The sequence below is a fragment of the Maribacter aestuarii genome (assembly GCF_027474845.2).
In the GTDB taxonomy this organism is placed as follows: Bacteria; Bacteroidota; Bacteroidia; order Flavobacteriales; family Flavobacteriaceae; genus Maribacter; species Maribacter aestuarii.
In genome coordinates this window covers 2,959,703-2,977,176 of the sequence record NZ_CP107031.2, presented here as the reverse complement: position 1 = coordinate 2,977,176, position 17,474 = coordinate 2,959,703, and the positions used below count along the sequence as shown (strand labels likewise).

17 protein-coding genes and 1 pseudogene are annotated in these 17,474 nt (G+C 39.8%); 12 read left to right on the top strand and 6 right to left on the bottom strand.

All coding sequences use genetic code 11. From position 1 onward, the window contains the following. Positions 1 to 25: 25 nt before the first annotated feature. The 5 genes from N8A89_RS13585 to N8A89_RS13565 are packed head-to-tail and all read left to right on the top strand — an operon-like array spanning position 26 to position 4,422. Positions 26 to 748: an MIP/aquaporin family protein gene (locus N8A89_RS13585; RefSeq protein WP_281542731.1), complete on the top strand. Its 723-nt coding sequence runs from the start codon at positions 26 to 28 to the stop codon at positions 746 to 748. Positions 749 to 800: 52 nt separating this feature from the next. After that, entirely contained in the window at positions 801 to 1,682 is an 882-nt protein-coding gene (locus N8A89_RS13580; protein WP_281542730.1) for an alpha/beta hydrolase, read from the top strand. A gap of 27 nt (positions 1,683 to 1,709) precedes the next feature. Continuing rightward, positions 1,710 to 2,384, top strand: coding sequence for a GDSL-type esterase/lipase family protein (locus tag N8A89_RS13575; protein WP_281542729.1), 675 nt, complete (start codon positions 1,710 to 1,712; stop codon positions 2,382 to 2,384). A 9-nt stretch (positions 2,385 to 2,393) separates the two neighbouring features. Beyond that, on the top strand, positions 2,394 to 4,010 hold the full coding sequence (locus tag N8A89_RS13570) for a beta-N-acetylhexosaminidase (protein WP_289644466.1): 1,617 nt from the start codon (positions 2,394 to 2,396) through the stop codon (positions 4,008 to 4,010). A gap of 13 nt (positions 4,011 to 4,023) precedes the next feature. After that, on the top strand, positions 4,024 to 4,422 hold the full coding sequence (locus tag N8A89_RS13565) for an ACT domain-containing protein (protein WP_281542728.1): 399 nt from the start codon (positions 4,024 to 4,026) through the stop codon (positions 4,420 to 4,422). A gap of 30 nt (positions 4,423 to 4,452) precedes the next feature. On the opposite strand, the gene N8A89_RS13560 is transcribed toward N8A89_RS13565, so the two are convergent. From N8A89_RS13560 to ruvX, 5 genes are all read right to left on the bottom strand, one after another. Then, positions 4,453 to 7,617 (bottom strand): amidohydrolase family protein, encoded by a 3,165-nt coding sequence (locus N8A89_RS13560; protein WP_281542727.1) that lies wholly within the window; start codon positions 7,615 to 7,617, stop codon positions 4,453 to 4,455. Between the two features lie 318 nt (positions 7,618 to 7,935). Continuing rightward, positions 7,936 to 8,370: a DUF5606 family protein gene (locus N8A89_RS13555; protein ID WP_281542726.1), complete on the bottom strand. Its 435-nt coding sequence runs from the start codon at positions 8,368 to 8,370 to the stop codon at positions 7,936 to 7,938. A 60-nt stretch (positions 8,371 to 8,430) separates the two neighbouring features. Continuing rightward, positions 8,431 to 9,021 carry a peptide deformylase gene (def, locus tag N8A89_RS13550; RefSeq protein WP_281542725.1) on the bottom strand — a complete coding sequence of 197 codons (591 nt, stop codon included), beginning with the start codon at positions 9,019 to 9,021 and terminating at the stop codon, positions 8,431 to 8,433. 3 nt (positions 9,022 to 9,024) lie between these two features. Continuing rightward, a complete protein-coding gene (locus N8A89_RS13545; RefSeq protein WP_281542724.1) occupies positions 9,025 to 9,708 on the bottom strand; it encodes a DUF1919 domain-containing protein in 684 nt (227 codons plus the stop codon). A gap of 6 nt (positions 9,709 to 9,714) precedes the next feature. Further along, entirely contained in the window at positions 9,715 to 10,125 is a 411-nt protein-coding gene (ruvX, locus tag N8A89_RS13540; RefSeq protein WP_281542723.1) for a Holliday junction resolvase RuvX, read from the bottom strand. Positions 10,126 to 10,227: 102 nt separating this feature from the next. Here ruvX and N8A89_RS13535 point away from each other — a divergent pair, with 102 nt between their 5' ends. Both N8A89_RS13535 and N8A89_RS13530 read left to right on the top strand, forming a co-directional pair. Continuing rightward, positions 10,228 to 11,043, top strand: a complete 816-nt coding sequence (locus N8A89_RS13535) for a 2,3,4,5-tetrahydropyridine-2,6-dicarboxylate N-succinyltransferase (RefSeq protein WP_281542722.1) — start codon at positions 10,228 to 10,230, stop codon at positions 11,041 to 11,043. Between the two features lie 98 nt (positions 11,044 to 11,141). Next, on the top strand, positions 11,142 to 11,936 hold the full coding sequence (locus N8A89_RS13530) for a glycosyltransferase family 2 protein (RefSeq protein WP_281542721.1): 795 nt from the start codon (positions 11,142 to 11,144) through the stop codon (positions 11,934 to 11,936). On the opposite strand, the gene N8A89_RS13525 is transcribed toward N8A89_RS13530, so the two are convergent. Beyond that, positions 11,918 to 12,748, bottom strand: a complete 831-nt coding sequence (locus tag N8A89_RS13525; protein ID WP_281542720.1) for a glycosyltransferase family 2 protein — start codon at positions 12,746 to 12,748, stop codon at positions 11,918 to 11,920. The two genes, N8A89_RS13530 and N8A89_RS13525, sit on opposite strands and share 19 nt — an antisense overlap. A 53-nt stretch (positions 12,749 to 12,801) precedes the next feature. Between N8A89_RS13525 and N8A89_RS13520 the strand changes: the two genes are divergently transcribed. From N8A89_RS13520 to N8A89_RS13500, 5 genes and pseudogenes are all read left to right on the top strand, one after another. Further along, positions 12,802 to 13,899, top strand: a complete 1,098-nt coding sequence (locus tag N8A89_RS13520; RefSeq protein ID WP_289644465.1) for a glycosyltransferase family protein — start codon at positions 12,802 to 12,804, stop codon at positions 13,897 to 13,899. After that, positions 13,886 to 14,461, top strand: a complete 576-nt coding sequence (locus N8A89_RS13515) for an L-threonylcarbamoyladenylate synthase (protein WP_281542717.1) — start codon at positions 13,886 to 13,888, stop codon at positions 14,459 to 14,461. Before N8A89_RS13520 ends, N8A89_RS13515 begins: the two co-directional genes overlap by 14 nt. A 15-nt stretch (positions 14,462 to 14,476) precedes the next feature. Then, a pseudogene (locus N8A89_RS13510) lies at positions 14,477 to 15,894 on the top strand (CCA tRNA nucleotidyltransferase). 7 nt (positions 15,895 to 15,901) lie between these two features. After that, the gene (locus N8A89_RS13505) at positions 15,902 to 16,930 is read left to right on the top strand and encodes a COX15/CtaA family protein (protein WP_281542716.1); all 1,029 of its coding nucleotides are present in this window, start codon (positions 15,902 to 15,904) and stop codon (positions 16,928 to 16,930) included. Positions 16,931 to 16,956: 26 nt separating this feature from the next. Continuing rightward, positions 16,957 to 17,454 (top strand): IS1096 element passenger TnpR family protein, encoded by a 498-nt coding sequence (locus N8A89_RS13500; RefSeq protein ID WP_281542715.1) that lies wholly within the window; start codon positions 16,957 to 16,959, stop codon positions 17,452 to 17,454. Positions 17,455 to 17,474: the final 20 nt, after the last annotated feature.

The window sequence follows — 17,474 nt, the reverse complement described above, 5'->3', positions numbered from 1 at the left end:
TACCCGCACTAACCAAAACAAATCTATGACAGCTTATATTTTTGAATTTATAGGTACAGCGATGCTTATTCTTATTGGAAACGGTATCGTTGCCAACCTTGTACTTAAAGGGACAAAGGGTTCCGATTCTGGATGGGTAGGAATCGCACTGGCTTGGGGAATTGCCGTATTTATTGGGGTATTCATTTCTGCCGATGTTAGTGGCGCACACCTTAATCCGGCCGTTACTGTTGGTCTGGCAATTACCAGCAAATTTTCTTGGACGTTGGTTCCTGGATATATTTTGTCACAGGTACTCGGGGCTATGACGGGTAGTCTGTTGGTTTGGCTTACTTACAAAAAACAATACGAGGCTACGGAAGATGCATCGGCCATTTTAGCCACATTCTCAACAGCCCCGGCCATACGCAGTCCGTTTTGGAACATGGTATCGGAAGTTGTAGGGACTTTTGCTTTAGTTTTCGGAGTGTTTTTTATCGCGGGAGGAGCGATGGGCGAAGAAGCGATTTCCCTAGGTTCCCTAGATGCGCTACCCGTTGCACTATTGGTAATGGGAATTGGTTTTGGTTTGGGAGGCCCTACCGGATATGCCATAAATCCCGCTAGGGATTTAGGCCCTAGATTGCTTCATGCGATTTTACCCCTTAAGCACAAGGGTAAAAGTGACTGGCGTTATGCATGGGTGCCTATTGTCGGTCCTATTCTGGGAGCACTTTTGGCGGCTTTGGTATTTATTGGTATAAATTAAAAAATCAGTAATTATAAGTGTTCTGTAAAATTTAAATATTCAAAAACATTATATGAAACCTTTTCTTAGCATACTTTGTGCCTTCTGCATATCGGCTTTAAGCTTAGCACAAAACACTATTAACTTACCTTTTGACAAAAGCCCTGGCGTGACGTGGGAAAGTGAGGAGAAAAATTATTTCTCGGAAATATGGCAAAATCAAGTGGTTACCAATGTATCGGTTCCTACTATGGAAATTTTTAAACCGGAGAAGCCTAATGGAACGAGTGTCATAATTGCTCCAGGTGGTGGTCTTTACGCCCTCAGCATTAAAAGTGAGGGTACGGACGTAGCCAAATGGCTGAACGAAAAGGGCATTACAGCTTTCGTTTTGAAATATAGACTAGTGCCCACCGGTGAAGATGGTGTTGCAGAAATATCCGAGGAAGGCTCAACCAACCCTCAAAGAATTATGGAACGTGTGAGACCGGTTTTACCATTTTCTATTTCAGACGGACTTTCGGCGGTCAGCTATGTTAGGAGTAATGCTAAAGGTCTTGGTCTAAATCCAGAGAAAATTGGTTTTATGGGATTTTCCGCGGGTGGAGCAGTAACCATGGGAGTAACTTTCAATTGTACCGAAGAAAACAGACCTAATTTCATCGTACCTGTATATCCTTGGATGACCGTAATCCCGAAATATGAAGTACCGGAGGATGCACCTCCCATGTTAATCATCTGTGCTACTGATGACCCTTTGGGCCTCGCAAAAGATAGTGCAAACCTATATATGGCTTGGTTGAATGAGAATTACTCCGTGGGACTCCACATGTATGCCAAGGGAGGACATGGATTTGGCATGAAAAAGCAAGGACTTGCCTCCGATAATTGGATTGCTCAGTTTCATAGCTGGGCCTTGAGCCAAGGGTTGACTTTTCCTGTAGGAGGAATGTAATAACATCTATTTCTAAAAATTCCCCTTATGAACCGTATCCTTCGATTAAGTACTTCCTGTGTTATTTTTCTTGCTTTCATAGCACAATTCGAAATAAAGGCACAGACTGTTTCGGCTTTTGAAGAAGAGGTCGAATCCATCACCAAGAAGTATGACACCGTTTGGGACAAGCAAAGGGAGACCATTTTATTTACCGGAAGTTCCAGCGTTAGGTTTTGGAAAACCCTGGAGGAGTCCTTCCCCGACCATCAAATTTTAAATACCGGTTTTGGAGGTTCCCAAGCTTCGGATCTTTTATATCACTTGGATGATTTGGTATTGCGGTACAGACCTAGCAGGGTTTTTATTTATGAAGGGGATAATGATATTTTTGCAAGGAAAAGGCCAAAAGAAATCGTTCAAACAACTTCAGATATCATTTTGCAAATCAGAAATAATAATCCTAATACTAAAATTGTATTGATTTCCGCCAAGCCTAGCATAAGTAGGTGGAAACTTAGAGGAAGGTATAGAAGATTAAATAGAAAATATAGAAATTTAAGTGAGAATGACCCACTTCTGGAATATGTAGACGTTTGGAACCCTATGCTTAACGGTCGTAAGCTTAAAATGGATATTTTTATCGAGGACGGACTACATATGAATCCAAAAGGATACATATTGTGGTACGAGGCCATGAAAGACTTAGTAAATAACCCTTAAAAATTAGAAATGCTTAAAACTACCCTAATTAGATTATTATTTTTAATATCAGTCTTCAGTGCTATTATCGCATGCCAAGAAGAAAAGAGGCAACGTATCCCAATGCCAGAAACCGATTTGGCCAAGGCAAGTCTCATGCCCAAACCTGTAAAGACCATACCCACAAATTCTGCCTTTGCACTAGATCAGTTCACAGCTATCTATACATCCAAAGGTGCCACCGGTTTTGAGGAAGTCAGTAAGTTTTTAGCGGATAAGTTAAAATCAAAAATTAACTTGGACATTCCGGTAAACACAGAGACTACCAATACGGTGGAGCGTGTCATATATATCAATCAGAGCGATAGTTTGGAAATGGACACTCCGGAAGCTTATCAACTCTATATCAATCAAGATTCGATTATTCTAAACGCAAATACTGCTGAAGGGGCTTTTAGAGGAATTCAAACATTACGCCAACTGGTACCGGAGGTTAGTAATGACACGCTTGCCGAACAAAAAATATGGCCAGTGCCTTCCGGAAAGATTTTTGACAACCCTACCTTTTCCTACCGTGGAGCCATGCTGGATGTTGCTCGACATTTTTTTAGTGTAGCGGACGTAAAAAAATATATAGACCTTTTATCCTACTACAAAATAAACGTACTGCACCTGCATTTATCGGACGATCAGGGCTGGCGAATAGAAATCAAGTCCTGGCCTAAGCTAACAGAGGTTGGAGGAAGTACCGAAGTAGGCGGAGAAGCTGGCGGGTTTTACACCCAAGAAGACTATAAGGAACTCGTGCGCTACGCAGCGGAAAGATATATGACCATTATACCGGAAATTGATATGCCAGGACACACCAATGCCGCCTCGGTGTCCTATCCTTTTTTAAACGGTAATGGTAAAACCCCGAAGCTATATGAAGGTACCCATGTGGGCTTCAGTACATTTGACACCCGAAAGGATACGGTATATGCGTTTATTGATGATGTGGTAAGGGAAATCTCGGCCATTACCCCTGGACCTTATTTCCATATTGGCGGTGATGAAAGTCATGTCACCAAAAAAAATGACTATATCTACTTTGTTAATAAGGTGGAAAAAATAGTTCAAAAGTATGGTAAGCGAATGATCGGTTGGGATGAAGTAGCCATAGCGAATATAGATTCAACCTCCATTTCACAATGGTGGGCAAGTGAAGAAAATGCAAAAAAAGCCGTAGAAAAGGGAATGAAAATTATTGTTTCCCCAGCCAAAAAAGCCTATTTGGATATGCAATACGATACCCTTTCCAAACATGGTCTTCATTGGGCTGCCTATATTCCAGTAGATACTGCCTATGTTTGGTCGCCTGAGGAATATGGTGGTATTCCATTAGAGAATATTCTTGGTGTGGAAGCACCTTTATGGTCTGAGACAATTAGTAATATCGACGAATTGGAATATTTGGCCTTTCCGAGGATAATCGGCTATTCAGAATTAAGCTGGAGTATCCCAGAAAATAGGGATTGGGAGGATTATAAGCTCCGCTTGGCAGATCAAGCACCCTTTTTAGACCGTATGAATGTAAAATACTATCCTTCGCCCTTGATTGATTGGAAAAAGAGCAAATTCACCTACGAAACCATTGAAAAGGATTGATTTCACGACTTGAATGGCCGGAAAAACCGATTTATCTGAATTGCTGAAGGAAATGATTCCCAAGCTTAACGAAGGGGAATATGTTTTTTGCACGATAAGGGATATAAACAAAATAGACCGAGGCCTTACTATTGGTGAATTCAAAGAAGCCGAAAGAACAACCGTAATTCTAGAACGGAACAAAGCCGATGAACTTGGCCTTGATTACGCCTATATCGCGGCTTGGATCACACTAACGGTTCATTCCTCCTTGGAGGCTGTAGGATTTACGGCTGCGTTCTCCAACGAGCTGGCAATGCACGGTATTAGTTGCAATGTCATAGCAGGATATTATCACGACCATATTTTTATCGACATAAACCAGTCAGAAAAAGCAATGCAGGTTCTAACGAGTTTATCAAAAAATAGCTAACCTTATCAATTAATTTAAAAGCTTTTGATTTCAATTTCCTATCCCTGGAACTCCATCAGGCTTTTTGGTCTGCCACGTAAAAGTTTCGGCTTTCTTCTTGTCTGGCCATACCTCATCTAAAGTATCGGCATCATAAACCCGACCATTTTTAATTACTTGGTCTATACTGTTCGTATTCCTCAAATCATCCAAGGGATTATTATCCAGTACAAGTATATCCGCCAGTTTACCAGGCTCTAGACTTCCCAAGTCCTCATCCAGCCCAATGGCTTCGGCGCCAATAATTGTTGCAACTCTCAAAGCGTCCATTGGTTTCATTCCACCACTGGCAACTGACCAAAGTTCCCAATGGAACCCGAGTCCTTGTAACTGTCCATGACTTCCAATTCCCGCAAGGCCACCAGCATCAACCAAATCGGCCATAAATTCTGCATGCTTTTTGAATACATGCTCCTCATCCATAAACCAACCTGGTCTTCTCCTACTCTTGTTCGCCAGTTCCTTGTAAGGAGTAAAATATTGGAGCTTTTCGTCTCCCCAAACATTCTCTCTAGAGTAATAATAGTTCTCCGCCCATGGCCCACCATAGGAAACAAGTAATGTTGGTGTCACTGCCATTTTAGAATCCGCGATGGTTTTAATGACATCATCATATATGGGATAAATGGGTAAAGAGTGTTCATGACCCGGATACCCATCTATCAATTGCGTCATATTCAATTTAAAATCTAAACCGCCTTCTGTGGTTGGCATTAATTTTAAGTCCTTACAAGCCTCAATGACCCATTGGCGTTGTTGACGGTTACCGACCAAGTACATTTTTATGGTCTTGGTGTCAAAATAGTCACTGTATTGCTTTAAAACCTCCTTGGTCTGTTTCAGACTTTCTAACTGGTAGCCCCAAAACCCTAATCCCGGGCCAGTACTATATATCCTTGGACCGTCAACCATACCAGCTTCTACCATATCCGAATAGGATAATACATCGGTAGTTCCTGTTTGCGGGTCCCTTGTTGTGGTGACACCATAAGCGAGATTAGCGGCATACATCCAAACTTGATTCTTATGGACACCCCAAGCCGGTCTTAAGTGGGCATGTGTATCCACAAATCCTGGAATAATCGTTTTTCCAGATACGTCGATTTCTGTGGTTCCATCTGGAATTGACAAACTCCCAGAAGTTCCAACGCCTTTTATTCGGTTATTCTCAATAAGAACATCCCCATTTTCTATAACCGCTTCATCCTTCATAGTAAGGATTCTACCACCTTTCAATAAAAGGTTTCCTTTTGGGGTGTCTTTTTTATAAACGATTTTGATCTTAAACTCATCTGCCCTGAAAACGGGAGTATCTTTTTCATCCTCTTTATTATCTAACCTAGTAGAATCCTTCTCTATTTCCGTTTTCTTTAGCTCTTTTTCCGCCTTTTTAGCTTCCGCCAGACTGTCATTAAATTTCTTCCCTTCTTCAATTATATATCTAAAGTGACTTGCACCAAGGGACCAATGCACTTTTTTACTATCATTGGACCACGTAGGGAATTCTCCACCAATTACCGTTAGTTTCATAGCGGGGAAAGCGGCATCATCTACCTTGGCTACCGAAACTGTAGGAGTCTTTCCATATCTTGGAATAGTAGCCGTATATATGTCATTATTTATTTTTGCCAAAACGGATTTGCCATCTGGAGAAATTTTAACCACACTGGGTTTTGAAGATTTATCCTTGTCATCCGCCTCAGTCATTGTTGGTAATAGGCTGTGGTCATCAAGAATGTCCTGAGAACCATAGGTGACTATTCCTTTCAGTTTAATGTGTTCCTTTTCATCCGTACCGTCCCAACGGATAGATACTAGCCCTTTTTCATCATGGCTCAAATAAATACGATCATCCACTTTTGTAAAATGTGGCATTTGTCTTCCTTTGGTCTTGTCGATTAAGTTAGTCTCTCCCCCATCAGAAGAAACCCAGACCAAATCCTCAATATTTCTACTGGAAAAAAGACCTAATAAATCTTGAAAAGATTGTGAACTGCCCCTATGAAAAGCAATTCTATTTTGTTTGTAAGACCATTCCGGATAGGTGTACAGTCCTGGTTTGTTAGTCAACTGTATAGGTTTAGGCCTTCCGTCAACATTAATCTTATAAAGATGTCCCCCATTTTCATCCCAAGTGGTGAAAGCCAAAAATTTACCGTCGGGAGACCACGAGGGCTGTGCCTCTATGAAGTCATTTCCCGTAAGTCGCCTAGGAGTACCATTAGGAAAATCCATCACGTACAATCTGTTCAATGCTGTAAATGCCAATTTTGTACCATCAGGTGAAGGTTTGGCGTCTCTAATCTGGGTTGCCAGTGCATCTTCCGTATCTTTTATGGGATATTTAAAAGCCAACCTTGGCCCCATATCCAACTCCACCGCGACCTTAAAAGGTATTTCGGTTGCCTCGTTGTTCCCTAAAGAAATTTTATAAATTTTGCCACCGTAGGAGGCAATCAGATGTTTGCTATCCGGGGTAAAGGACATACCGGGCAGAACACCTAAAGCTGCAATGGACTCCTGCTCATCTCTTTGAACGGGATATGCAAGCCATCTTTCATCGCCTGAGGAAAGGTTTCTTAAAACCAATCCTGTTTCGGCTTCAAAACGAGTACCATAAACCAACCAATTACCATCCGGAGACAATGTAGGGGTAAAAGCCGAGCCGTATTTTGATGTAATTACGGCCATGTCCGAATCCTCCATATCGTAAGTGCCAATCTGATATTGTGGTAGTTGGGCATTATAGTTCCAAGCGTTCTGGCGCTGGGAAAAATAAACCAACTTTCCATCGGGACTTGCGGCTGGATCAATGAGTTTTATATTCTCGGGCTTATCTACCAACTGACTTCCTGAACCTCCATCTTTGTGGTAAATATGAGGTTTAATATTTCTTCTACCCTTTACCCCTATCAGATATTCCCCATCTGCAGTCCATTCCGCAGAAAAGAAATTATGCTTTTTTTCTTTGGTAATTTGTTTGTCCTCTTTTGACGCTAAATCCAAAGTCCAAATGTTGTCCGAACCACTTTTATCCGAAATAAAAACTAGACTTTTTCCATTTGGACTGTATCTGGGGTGCACATCATATTGCATACCAGACGTAATCCTCGTAGCACTACCGCCAGTAATCGGCATGGTATATATGTCACCCATTAAGTCAAAAACGATGGTCTGACCGTCCGGACTAACATCTAAGGAAATCCAAGTTCCCTTCTCCGTTGTGAATGAAATTTTCCGTTCCGGTTCTAGAGGAAGTTCTTTGGTAGCTTTCTTATCAGCCTCATCATTCTGGGCATGGATGATAGTTAAACTGATTAGAAAAAAAGTGATAGAAACTGTTTATAGGAGAAGCGCATGATGGTATTTTTATTTGAATTAATCCTCCTAAATATAAACATTACTTTTATCCCTGCGCCATAAAAAAAGCCCCGATTTTACAAACGGGGCTTGAAAGTTTTAAGGTAATATTTACTATTCCTCTTCCGAGGCTTCTGCTTCAGTCGCTTCAGGGCTGATATCTGAAAAATCGGTTATTTCTTTATCGACCAATATATTATACCATTGAATGATTTTCTTTATGTCACTCGCATATACCCTGTCCTCGTCGTAATTGGGGAGAACCTCAAAAAAATACTCTTCCAATTTTATCTTCTCATCCTTATGATTTACGGAAGTCTTCCCTCCATTTTCCTTCTTCTGTATTTTTAGAAAAACCTGGCGCAGTGGCAGTTCTTCCTCCAACGTGTAAATAGCAATTTCTGACAGTACACTTACGTTACTCCTTAAGCCGACACTTATTTTTTTGCCGTCCAATAAGGATTCGGCCACAAATCCTGTCCTTGTCTGTGTAATTAATTTGTATAATCCTGGTTTTCCTGCAACGGAAAGTATTTTTTCCAACCCCATAGGTTAAGTTAAAGTTTAAGTGAGCAAATATTATATTTTTCTATTGATTTAGTATAGGATTTAACGTCCTTTTTTTAGGCCGGGAAAGCGCATCCTATAATCCACATCGATTTTTCCTTTTGAAATGTTGGCCAGTCTTCCCTTTATCAAGCGTTTTTTTAAGGACGAAAGTTTATCCGTAAACAGAACACCTTCAATGTGATCATACTCGTGCTGGATAACCCGTGCCAATAAGCCATCAAAAGTCTTGGTGTGCTTTTTAAAGTTCTCGTCCTGATAGGTGATTTTAATAGTGTCCTTTCTGCTTACATCCTCGCGGACATCCGGAATACTTAAACAACCTTCATTAAATGCCCATTGCTCACCGGTTTCCTCCTCTACGTGGGCATTGATAAAGACTTGTTTAAATCCCTCCAATTCCTTTTTTTCATCTAACGTTAAATCCTCATCATCCGCAAAAGGAGTGGTATCCACAATAAATAAACGAATAGGCAGTCCAATTTGCGGTGCGGCAAGACCAACCCCGTTCGCGTTGTACATAGTTTCCCACATATTAGCAACCAAATCCTTTAGGTTTGGATAATCCTTGTCAATTTCCTGTCCTATTTTGCGTAATACAGGATCACCATAAGCTATAATCGGTAAAATCATTATTTATTCTTTAAATCTTGTTCTAAGTACATTTCCAGAATTGAGCCACTGAACGAGGTCAAAATACAAAAATGTAAGTTTAAATCTCTTCTTTCCGTTCGGCGGAGTTCCTTTTTTCTTAGTTGGGTCCTTTATAAATTTTATATGTTCTAAATTGGAAAGCCCTGGAATTTTATCAAAAGAAAAAGATAGTTTATGCTTAAAATCCATTTGATGGAACTCTTGGATATCCTCCTGCGAGACTCTTCGCCTATCACAGATGGTAAAAAAGTAATTGTCCTTATTCTCATGGGCCAACATTCGCTCCCTTCTTCTGACCCACTTTTCATTGGCCTCTTCATTATTCTGGTAGTGTTGAAAGTGAATCTCCACATCACCTAATAGTCCTATGGGATAATCGTTATATGCTTCAGGATATTTGGAAGTCTCACAAAAAACCAGTTCCATTTTCATATAGGTATCAAAATCTCTCAACAATTTCATATAACAGGGGCCGAACAAAAACAGACCAACAAAGGGCGTATTGTAGGGTTTTCCCAACCATTGATAGGCTTGTCCTCCCCAGCAATTTCTACTAATCAATACAAAGTTCTTATTCTTTAACGCGGACCTATCTGCTTTTTGGTAATACGAATCAAAAAAATGTCGGATTTTACGTTTGATAAAAATTTCGGGTCTTTTGAACATATCGCGCTAAATCCTTTCCATAAATGATTGAAGAATAATTGTTGCGCTAATCTCGTCTACCAAAGCCTTGTTCCTTCGTTGTTTCTTCTTTAGACCTGAATCCAGCATCGTCTGAAAGGCCATTTTAGAAGTAAAACGTTCATCATGTCTTAAAATCTTCACGTCTGGAAATTGCTGTACTATTTTTTCCAAAAAAGGCTTTATTAGGGCTTCTGACTCCGACGGTGTATTGTCCATTTGTTTAGGTTCTCCAACGACTATGGTAGATACCTTTTCTTCTTTCAAATAACCGGTTAAAAAGTCAAAGATTTCTGGAGTAGGTATGGTCGTTAGACCTGATGCGATTAGTTGCAACTCGTCCGTAACAGCAATTCCAATGCGTTTTGCCCCATAATCTATTGCCAGAATCCTCCCCACTTTGAATTTTTAGCAAAAATAAAGGATAATTTGTTATATGATGATTAACACTTAGAGAATTACTTTGCTTCAACCTATCTTTGAACGAAATATTGAGGACACATGAACGATTTAAAGCAGATAATAGAAAAAGCATGGGAAGAAAGGGCCATGTTGAAGGAAGCGAAAACTCAAGAAGCCATACGGGAAGTCATTGACCTGATTGATGCCGGGAAACTGCGCTGCGCAGAACCTACTGCAGATGGATGGCAAATTAACGAGTGGGTTAAGAAAGGTGTAGTACTCTATTTCCCCATTCAGAAAATGGAAACCTTAGAAGCGGGAATCTTTGAATACCATGATAAAATGCCCTTAAAAAGAGGGTATGCCGAAAAGGGAATCAGGGTCGTGCCTAACGCCGTGGCAAGGCATGGGGCTTACATCTCGCCCGGCACCATACTCATGCCGAGCTACGTAAATATTGGAGCTTATGTAGATAAAGGTACTATGGTGGATACTTGGGCTACCGTGGGGAGTTGTGCACAGATTGGGAAGAATGTCCACCTTAGTGGGGGTGTTGGTATTGGAGGAGTTTTAGAGCCGCTACAAGCTGCGCCGGTAATTATAGAGGATAATGCATTTATAGGGTCTCGATGCATTGTTGTAGAAGGTGTTAGGGTAGAAAAAGAGGCCGTATTAGGTGCAAACGTTGTTTTGACAGCCTCAACAAAAATTATTGACGTAACCGGTTCCAGTCCCGTTGAAATTAAAGGTAGGGTTCCCGCCCGTTCAGTTGTTATACCAGGGAGTTACACCAAAAAATTTCCCGCTGGAGATTTTCAAGTGCCATGTGCTCTGATTATAGGTACAAGAAAGGAAAGCACCAATAAAAAAACATCTTTGAACGATGCACTCAGGGAATACGGTGTCTCCGCATAAAATTTGTAGGAATTTTAGGTAAAATATAATTTTTAGGTTTTTTTTTAGTTATAACTTTGTTGACTCTAGTTTTAAAAAACCTACTTACTTAGATTACTATGGAAGGTACACAAGATAAAATAAGCGCCTTGATTATAACCTATAACGAAATAGGTTACATAGATAAGTGTCTGGAATCTGTATCTTTTGCCGATGAAATCTTGGTAGTTGATTCCTTTAGTACTGACGGTACGTATGAGTACCTAACCGACCATCCCAAAGTAAGGGTCATTCAAAATCCGTTTGAGAACTTTACAGCACAGAAATCGTTCGCTTTAAAAAATGCGAAGAATGATTGGATATTGTTCTTGGATGCCGATGAAATTGTGTCAGAGGGATTAAAGAACGAAATACAAAGTACTGTAGCTGAAGGGACCGACGTAGCCGCTTTTTGGTTTTATCGTCAATTCATGTTTCAAAATGAAAAATTGAGGTTCAGCGGTTGGCAAACTGATAAGAACTATAGGCTTTTTAGAAAAAGTAAGGCAAAATTCTCCGATAGTAAGATTGTGCATGAAACCTTGGATGTTAACGGCAAGTCCGGCATTTTCAAGGAAAAATTGGTTCACTATTGCTATAAAAATTACGAAGATTACAAGGAGAAGATGTTGAAGTATGGAAGACTAAAAGCTATCGAGTCCTTCTATACCGAAAAGCAGTTCAACTATTTCTTAATGGTACTTAAGCCCACTTGGAAATTTTTCAACCACTATATACTTAGACTTGGCATATTAGATGGTAAGAAAGGTTTTATCATCTGTTATTTAAACGCCCTTGGTGTACTGGAAAGGTTCAAAGAACTTAAACGCCTAGAGAAGAAAAATCAGCTAGCTTACTATTTGGTTATGCCGTAGTGTGTCCAAACGCGTTTTTCACGCTTGGTTTTTTTACGTATCCCAACATTTTTAGCAATGGATTCGGGCGTCTTGTACCCTCTTTTATGATCCAGGTGCACACATACGGCACTATATCTTAGCTGTTTGGATTTTATTCCAAAGTTAAAAAGCCTTTCACCGAGTTCTCTATCCTGACCTCCATATTGCATACGTTCGTCAAAGCCATTAACGTTTAGTATATCCTTTTTCCAACCGGACGAATTATGACCGTTCCAACTAGCATTGGTAGGCGTAATCCAATTGAGTAATTTGGAAATGAGTCCGTTTGCTGTCAACTTGTTGTTTTTAAATGTCTGAGGAATACCCATTTCTTTCAACCAGTTGATATTAAAGCAGTTTTGTTTCTCAATGTCCTCCAAGGTGATGGCTTTTGATATGTTCATAGGAAGCATATAATATCCCCCGGAAATAAAATAACCCTTCTCCTTGTTTATATAATGTACCTGAACAAAATCCTCTCGGGGTATACAGTCGCCATCGGTCATGATGATATAGGATGCCCTACAAGCCTTTACGGCTTTGTTCAAAATTCTGGACTTCTGAAAACCGTCATCCTCCTGCCAAACATGAACAATTTCGTAATCGACTTCCTTGGCCATTTCTTCTATCAGCAATCGTGTAGAATCCCTAGAACCATCGTCCGCTATTACGACCTCGAAACTTTTGAATATTTGCTGATTAAATCCCCACAGCACCTTTTTCAGCCACTCCTCGGCATTATAGGTGCTTACAATCACGCTTATTTTTGGAACCTCAACGGTGTTGCTCATAATTGCACAAAAATATAAAAGTCTTCCAGTATCTTTGGATTAACCAAAAGATAATGTCAGATAAAAAGAAAATAGCGCTTGTTGAGCTTACGACCTATCACGAAGAATGTCTGTACTCCCAAGTTCAATTTCTTCACGATGCCGGCTATCAAGTTACTTTAATACTTAATCCAAGGAATTCTAGAAATGTTGATTCCTATGGAATTTCAAAAGGTTACATTAAATACTATAATCCAAGGGCAACCGCATTTTTTCTAAAAAGGATAAGCAACTGGTTTTCTTTATACCAGTACATCACTAAAAATTCCTTTGAAAAGATAATTTTCAATACGGCAAGCTCCAACAAAGAAACGATTGCGTTGACTTATTTTTTACCGAAACGTATCAGAAGGTATGGGATCATACATAACCTGCGTAAATTAAATGAAAGTACGTCCCAAAAAATTGTGAACAAGAAACTAAAGGACTACTATGTGCTCAACGATTTCTTATTGGATTCCAGTGAAATCGATGATAAAAGCATACGATTACATTCCTTCTACCCTATTTTTTTCCCTCGCTACAAGCTTAAGAAAACAATTGAAAAAAACGAAGATTATTGGATTTGTATACCGGGTGAATTAAATTACAAAAGGCGTGATTATGATATCGTCTTAAAGGCCTTATCCAAATTAGATAAAGTTGGAAAAATCAAAGTGGTTATTTTAGGGAAAATGCCCTATGATGCCCCTGCGACTATAAAATTTCTCAAACAAATTGACAAATTGGGGTTGAAAAAGTATTTCATCACCTTTTCCGATTTTATTGAAAACGAAGATTTTCATTCATACATAAAAAAATCCGACTTTATAATGGCGCCGGTATCTTTGACCGAGCAACATTACCTGAAATTTAAAATTACGGGGGCCTATAATTTAGCATTTGCCTATCAAAAGCCATTAATATGTCCTAAAGAGCTGGATATAATTCCAGATTTAAAGGCCAATTCTCATTTCTATGAAGATGAAAATTCCTTGGCTAAAATATTTAAAGGTATAACGAACGAAAGGTTACCAAAATTGGAATTGTACCATGATGAGAAATGGCAATATTCGGTACAACAAAAACAATACATCCAACTCCTATTAAAATCTGATTATGGAAAAAATTGATTTTTCGACTGAATTAAACAAGTGCTTAGAGGTACTCCACAGTGGGGGCCTTATCCTCTATCCTACGGATACCGTTTGGGGCATTGGCTGTGATGCTACCAATGAGGAGGCGGTCAGGAAGGTTTACAGACTAAAAGAGCGCAATGATAGCAAGGCTTTAATTTGCCTGGTTGCAAACGATGCAATGCTAGAGAAACATGTTGAAAAGGTACCTGATTTAGCTTATGACATCATGGATTTATCCACAAAACCTACGACCATTATCTATGACAATCCCAAGGGAATAGCAAAAAACCTGGTAGCTTCTGATCAAACACTTGCCGTTCGGGTCGCCTCGGACAAATTTTGCAGATACCTTATAAATAAATTCAAGAAGCCAATTGTGTCTACCTCTGCAAATAAAGCTGGCGGAACAACGCCAAGAAGTTTCAAAGAAATAGACAAAGCCATTTTATCAGGTGTGGACTATGTGGTAAATTTGCATCGGGAAACTATTACTTCGAACCCCTCGTCCATTATCCGTTTAGGGAATGATGGGACGGTCCAAGTAATAAGGGAATAATGGCGAAAGAACAAAATGAACCACAGGCAAGCGCTTAAACAAGAAGTTTTTAAAATCATTGGCAAAAGTGCGGACGAACTTCAGGTCGATGCCTATGTCATAGGTGGTTTTGTACGGGATTATTTCTTACAGAGAGGGGACGCCAAAGATATTGACATTGTCGCTGTAGGCAGTGGAATAGAACTGGCACAAAAAGTTTCCTCCCAGCTTATGGAAAATCCTAAGGTATCGGTCTTCAAGAATTTTGGGACCGCTATGATAAAACATGGGGACATAGAGCTGGAATTCGTTGGTGCAAGAAAAGAGAGCTATACCTGCAATAGCAGAAAACCTATTGTAGAGAATGGCACTTTGGCGGATGATCAGAATAGAAGGGATTTTACCATAAATGCCTTGGCACTTTCCTTAAACGAAAGGGATTTTGGAAACCTTTTGGACCCTTTTGACGGAATAGGAGATCTTGAAAAAAAATTATTAGGACGCCTTTGGAACCCGGAATTACTTATTCCGATGATCCTTTAAGAATGCTTCGCGCCATCCGTTTTGCAACGCAATTAGAGTTCACCATTGAAACCAAGTCATTTGAAGCCATAGCAACGAACAAGGAAAGAATACAAATTATTTCCGGGGAGCGTATCGTAGATGAACTGAACAAAATTTTAGCAACGAAGAAACCTTCCAAAGGCTTTTCCTTATTGCTCAAAACCGGGCTCTTGGATTTTATTCTACCGGAACTTACCGCATTACAGGGCATAGAAGAAGTGGAAGGTCAAAAACATAAAGATAACTTTTGGCATACCTTGGAAGTGGTCGATAATATTTCTGAAACTACAGACAACCTCTGGCTCCGCTGGGCGGCACTTTTACATGATATAGGCAAGGCTCCTACAAAGCGTTTTCACAAAAATAGGGGTTGGACTTTTCATGGGCATGAATTTGTAGGCTCCAAAATGGTTAATAAGCTCTTTAAGAGACTACATATGCCCCTGAATGAAAAAATGAAGTACGTTCAAAAAATGGTACTCATGAGTTCCCGCCCACAAATTTTATCGGAAGATTTTGTGACAGATTCAGCGGTAAGGAGATTGGTCTTTGATGCAGGTGATGATGTTGATGACCTTATGACATTATGCGAAGCAGATATCACTACCAAGAACTCTAAAAAACAACGGAAGTATAAAAACAATTTTAAGCTTGTAAGAGATAAGATTATTGAAGTTGAGGAAAGGGATCGTATTAGAAATTTCCAACCACCCATCAGCGGTGAGGAGATTATGAAAACTTTTGACCTTAAGCCATCTAAGGAAATTGGAATTATCAAGGAAGCAATCAAGGAAGCAATCCTTGACGGAGAAATTCCAAATGAATACCATGCGGCAAAGGAACTAATGTTGCAAAGAGGTAAAGCCCTAGGATTAAAAACTATTGATTAAAAGAACTGTGAAATTTAGAAAAATTGCCAAAACGGCGTTGATATTGGTCTATTTAGTAATTGCCGCCGGTGCGGTTGTACGTATGACCGGAAGTGGCATGGGGTGTCCGGATTGGCCCAAGTGTTTTGGATATTATATTCCACCTACTGATGCATCCGAATTGGATTGGCAACCAAACACAGCTTACAAAGAAGGTCAGGTTATAATTCTGAACAAAGAATTACGAGTTTCCAAACAGGATTTCACCACAAATGAAAAGTACGAAGAAAAAAACTGGGAGCCCTATACCAAGCATGATTATGCCATTTTTAATCCGTGGCACACGTGGATAGAATACATTAATCGCCTATTAGGTGCGCTGGCCGGTTTGGCGACACTTGTTCTAGCCTTTGCCTCTCTTAAGTATTGGAAACGTCAAAAAAGGGTGACCATTTTGTCTTGGTTAGTTGTCTTCGGGATGGGATTTCAAGCTTGGTTGGGAGCAACGGTAGTTTATTCTGTTCTGGAACCGGTCAAAATAACCACCCATATGCTTATGGCCCTGCTTATAGTAGCCATGTTGTTATATATCATATTTACAGTAAACATGGAAGACAAGACTATTAGGTACGACAAAACGACCTTAAACATTGCCATTTTTGCTCTATCCCTAACTTTGGTACAAATTGTTTTGGGTACACAGGTACGCCAATTCGTAGACGACCAAATAGATTTAGTCGGATATGAAGCTAAAAACCTATGGCTTCAAGATCCGTCCCTTCAGTTTTACATTCATCGTTCATTTTCAATTTTAGTGACCTTGGCAAATATTCTTTTGGCCTATCGCATTTTAAAATTGAATCTGGGACATTTCAAGATTTATTGGATTTTATTCATTCTTATTATTGAGGTTTTTACCGGAATCGCCATGTACTATCTAGATTTTCCGTTCGCTAGTCAACCACTTCATTTAATTTTGGCTTCAATTTTATTCGGGGTTCAATTCTATTTGGTTTTAGAAGCTTTAAAGCCTACTAAAAGTCTTAAAACTTCGTAACTTTGCATTCCCGCAAAATTTAAGGTATGGTTTATAAGATAAGGGTGATTTTAGATGCCGATGACGATATTTTCAGAGACTTGGAGATAGAAGCGAAGAGTAATTTAGAAGATTTCCATAACGCCATTACACAGGCTTTCGGCTTCCTAGGAAATGAAATGGCTTCGTTTTACACCTGTGACGAAAAATGGAAACAAGATGAAGAAATAGCGCTGTTCGACATGAGCGAAACTGGTAGCGATGTACGTTTAATGAACGAGACTTATCTAGAAGATATACTTACGGAACAAAGCCCAAAACTTATCTATGTTTACGATTTTCTGAGTATGTGGACGTTTTTTGTTGAATTGGCGGACATCACCGAAAAAGAGGATGGCCGAGCCTATCCCAATGTCCTGTTCAGTTTTGGCGAATTACCCGAAACACCTCCCGAAAAAAATTTTGAATCTGAGAATAGTGCCTTTGATTTTGACGATACTTTTGAGAATTACGATGACCTTGATTTCGACGAAAATTGGAACTAGTTCAGTTGACACAGACTGTT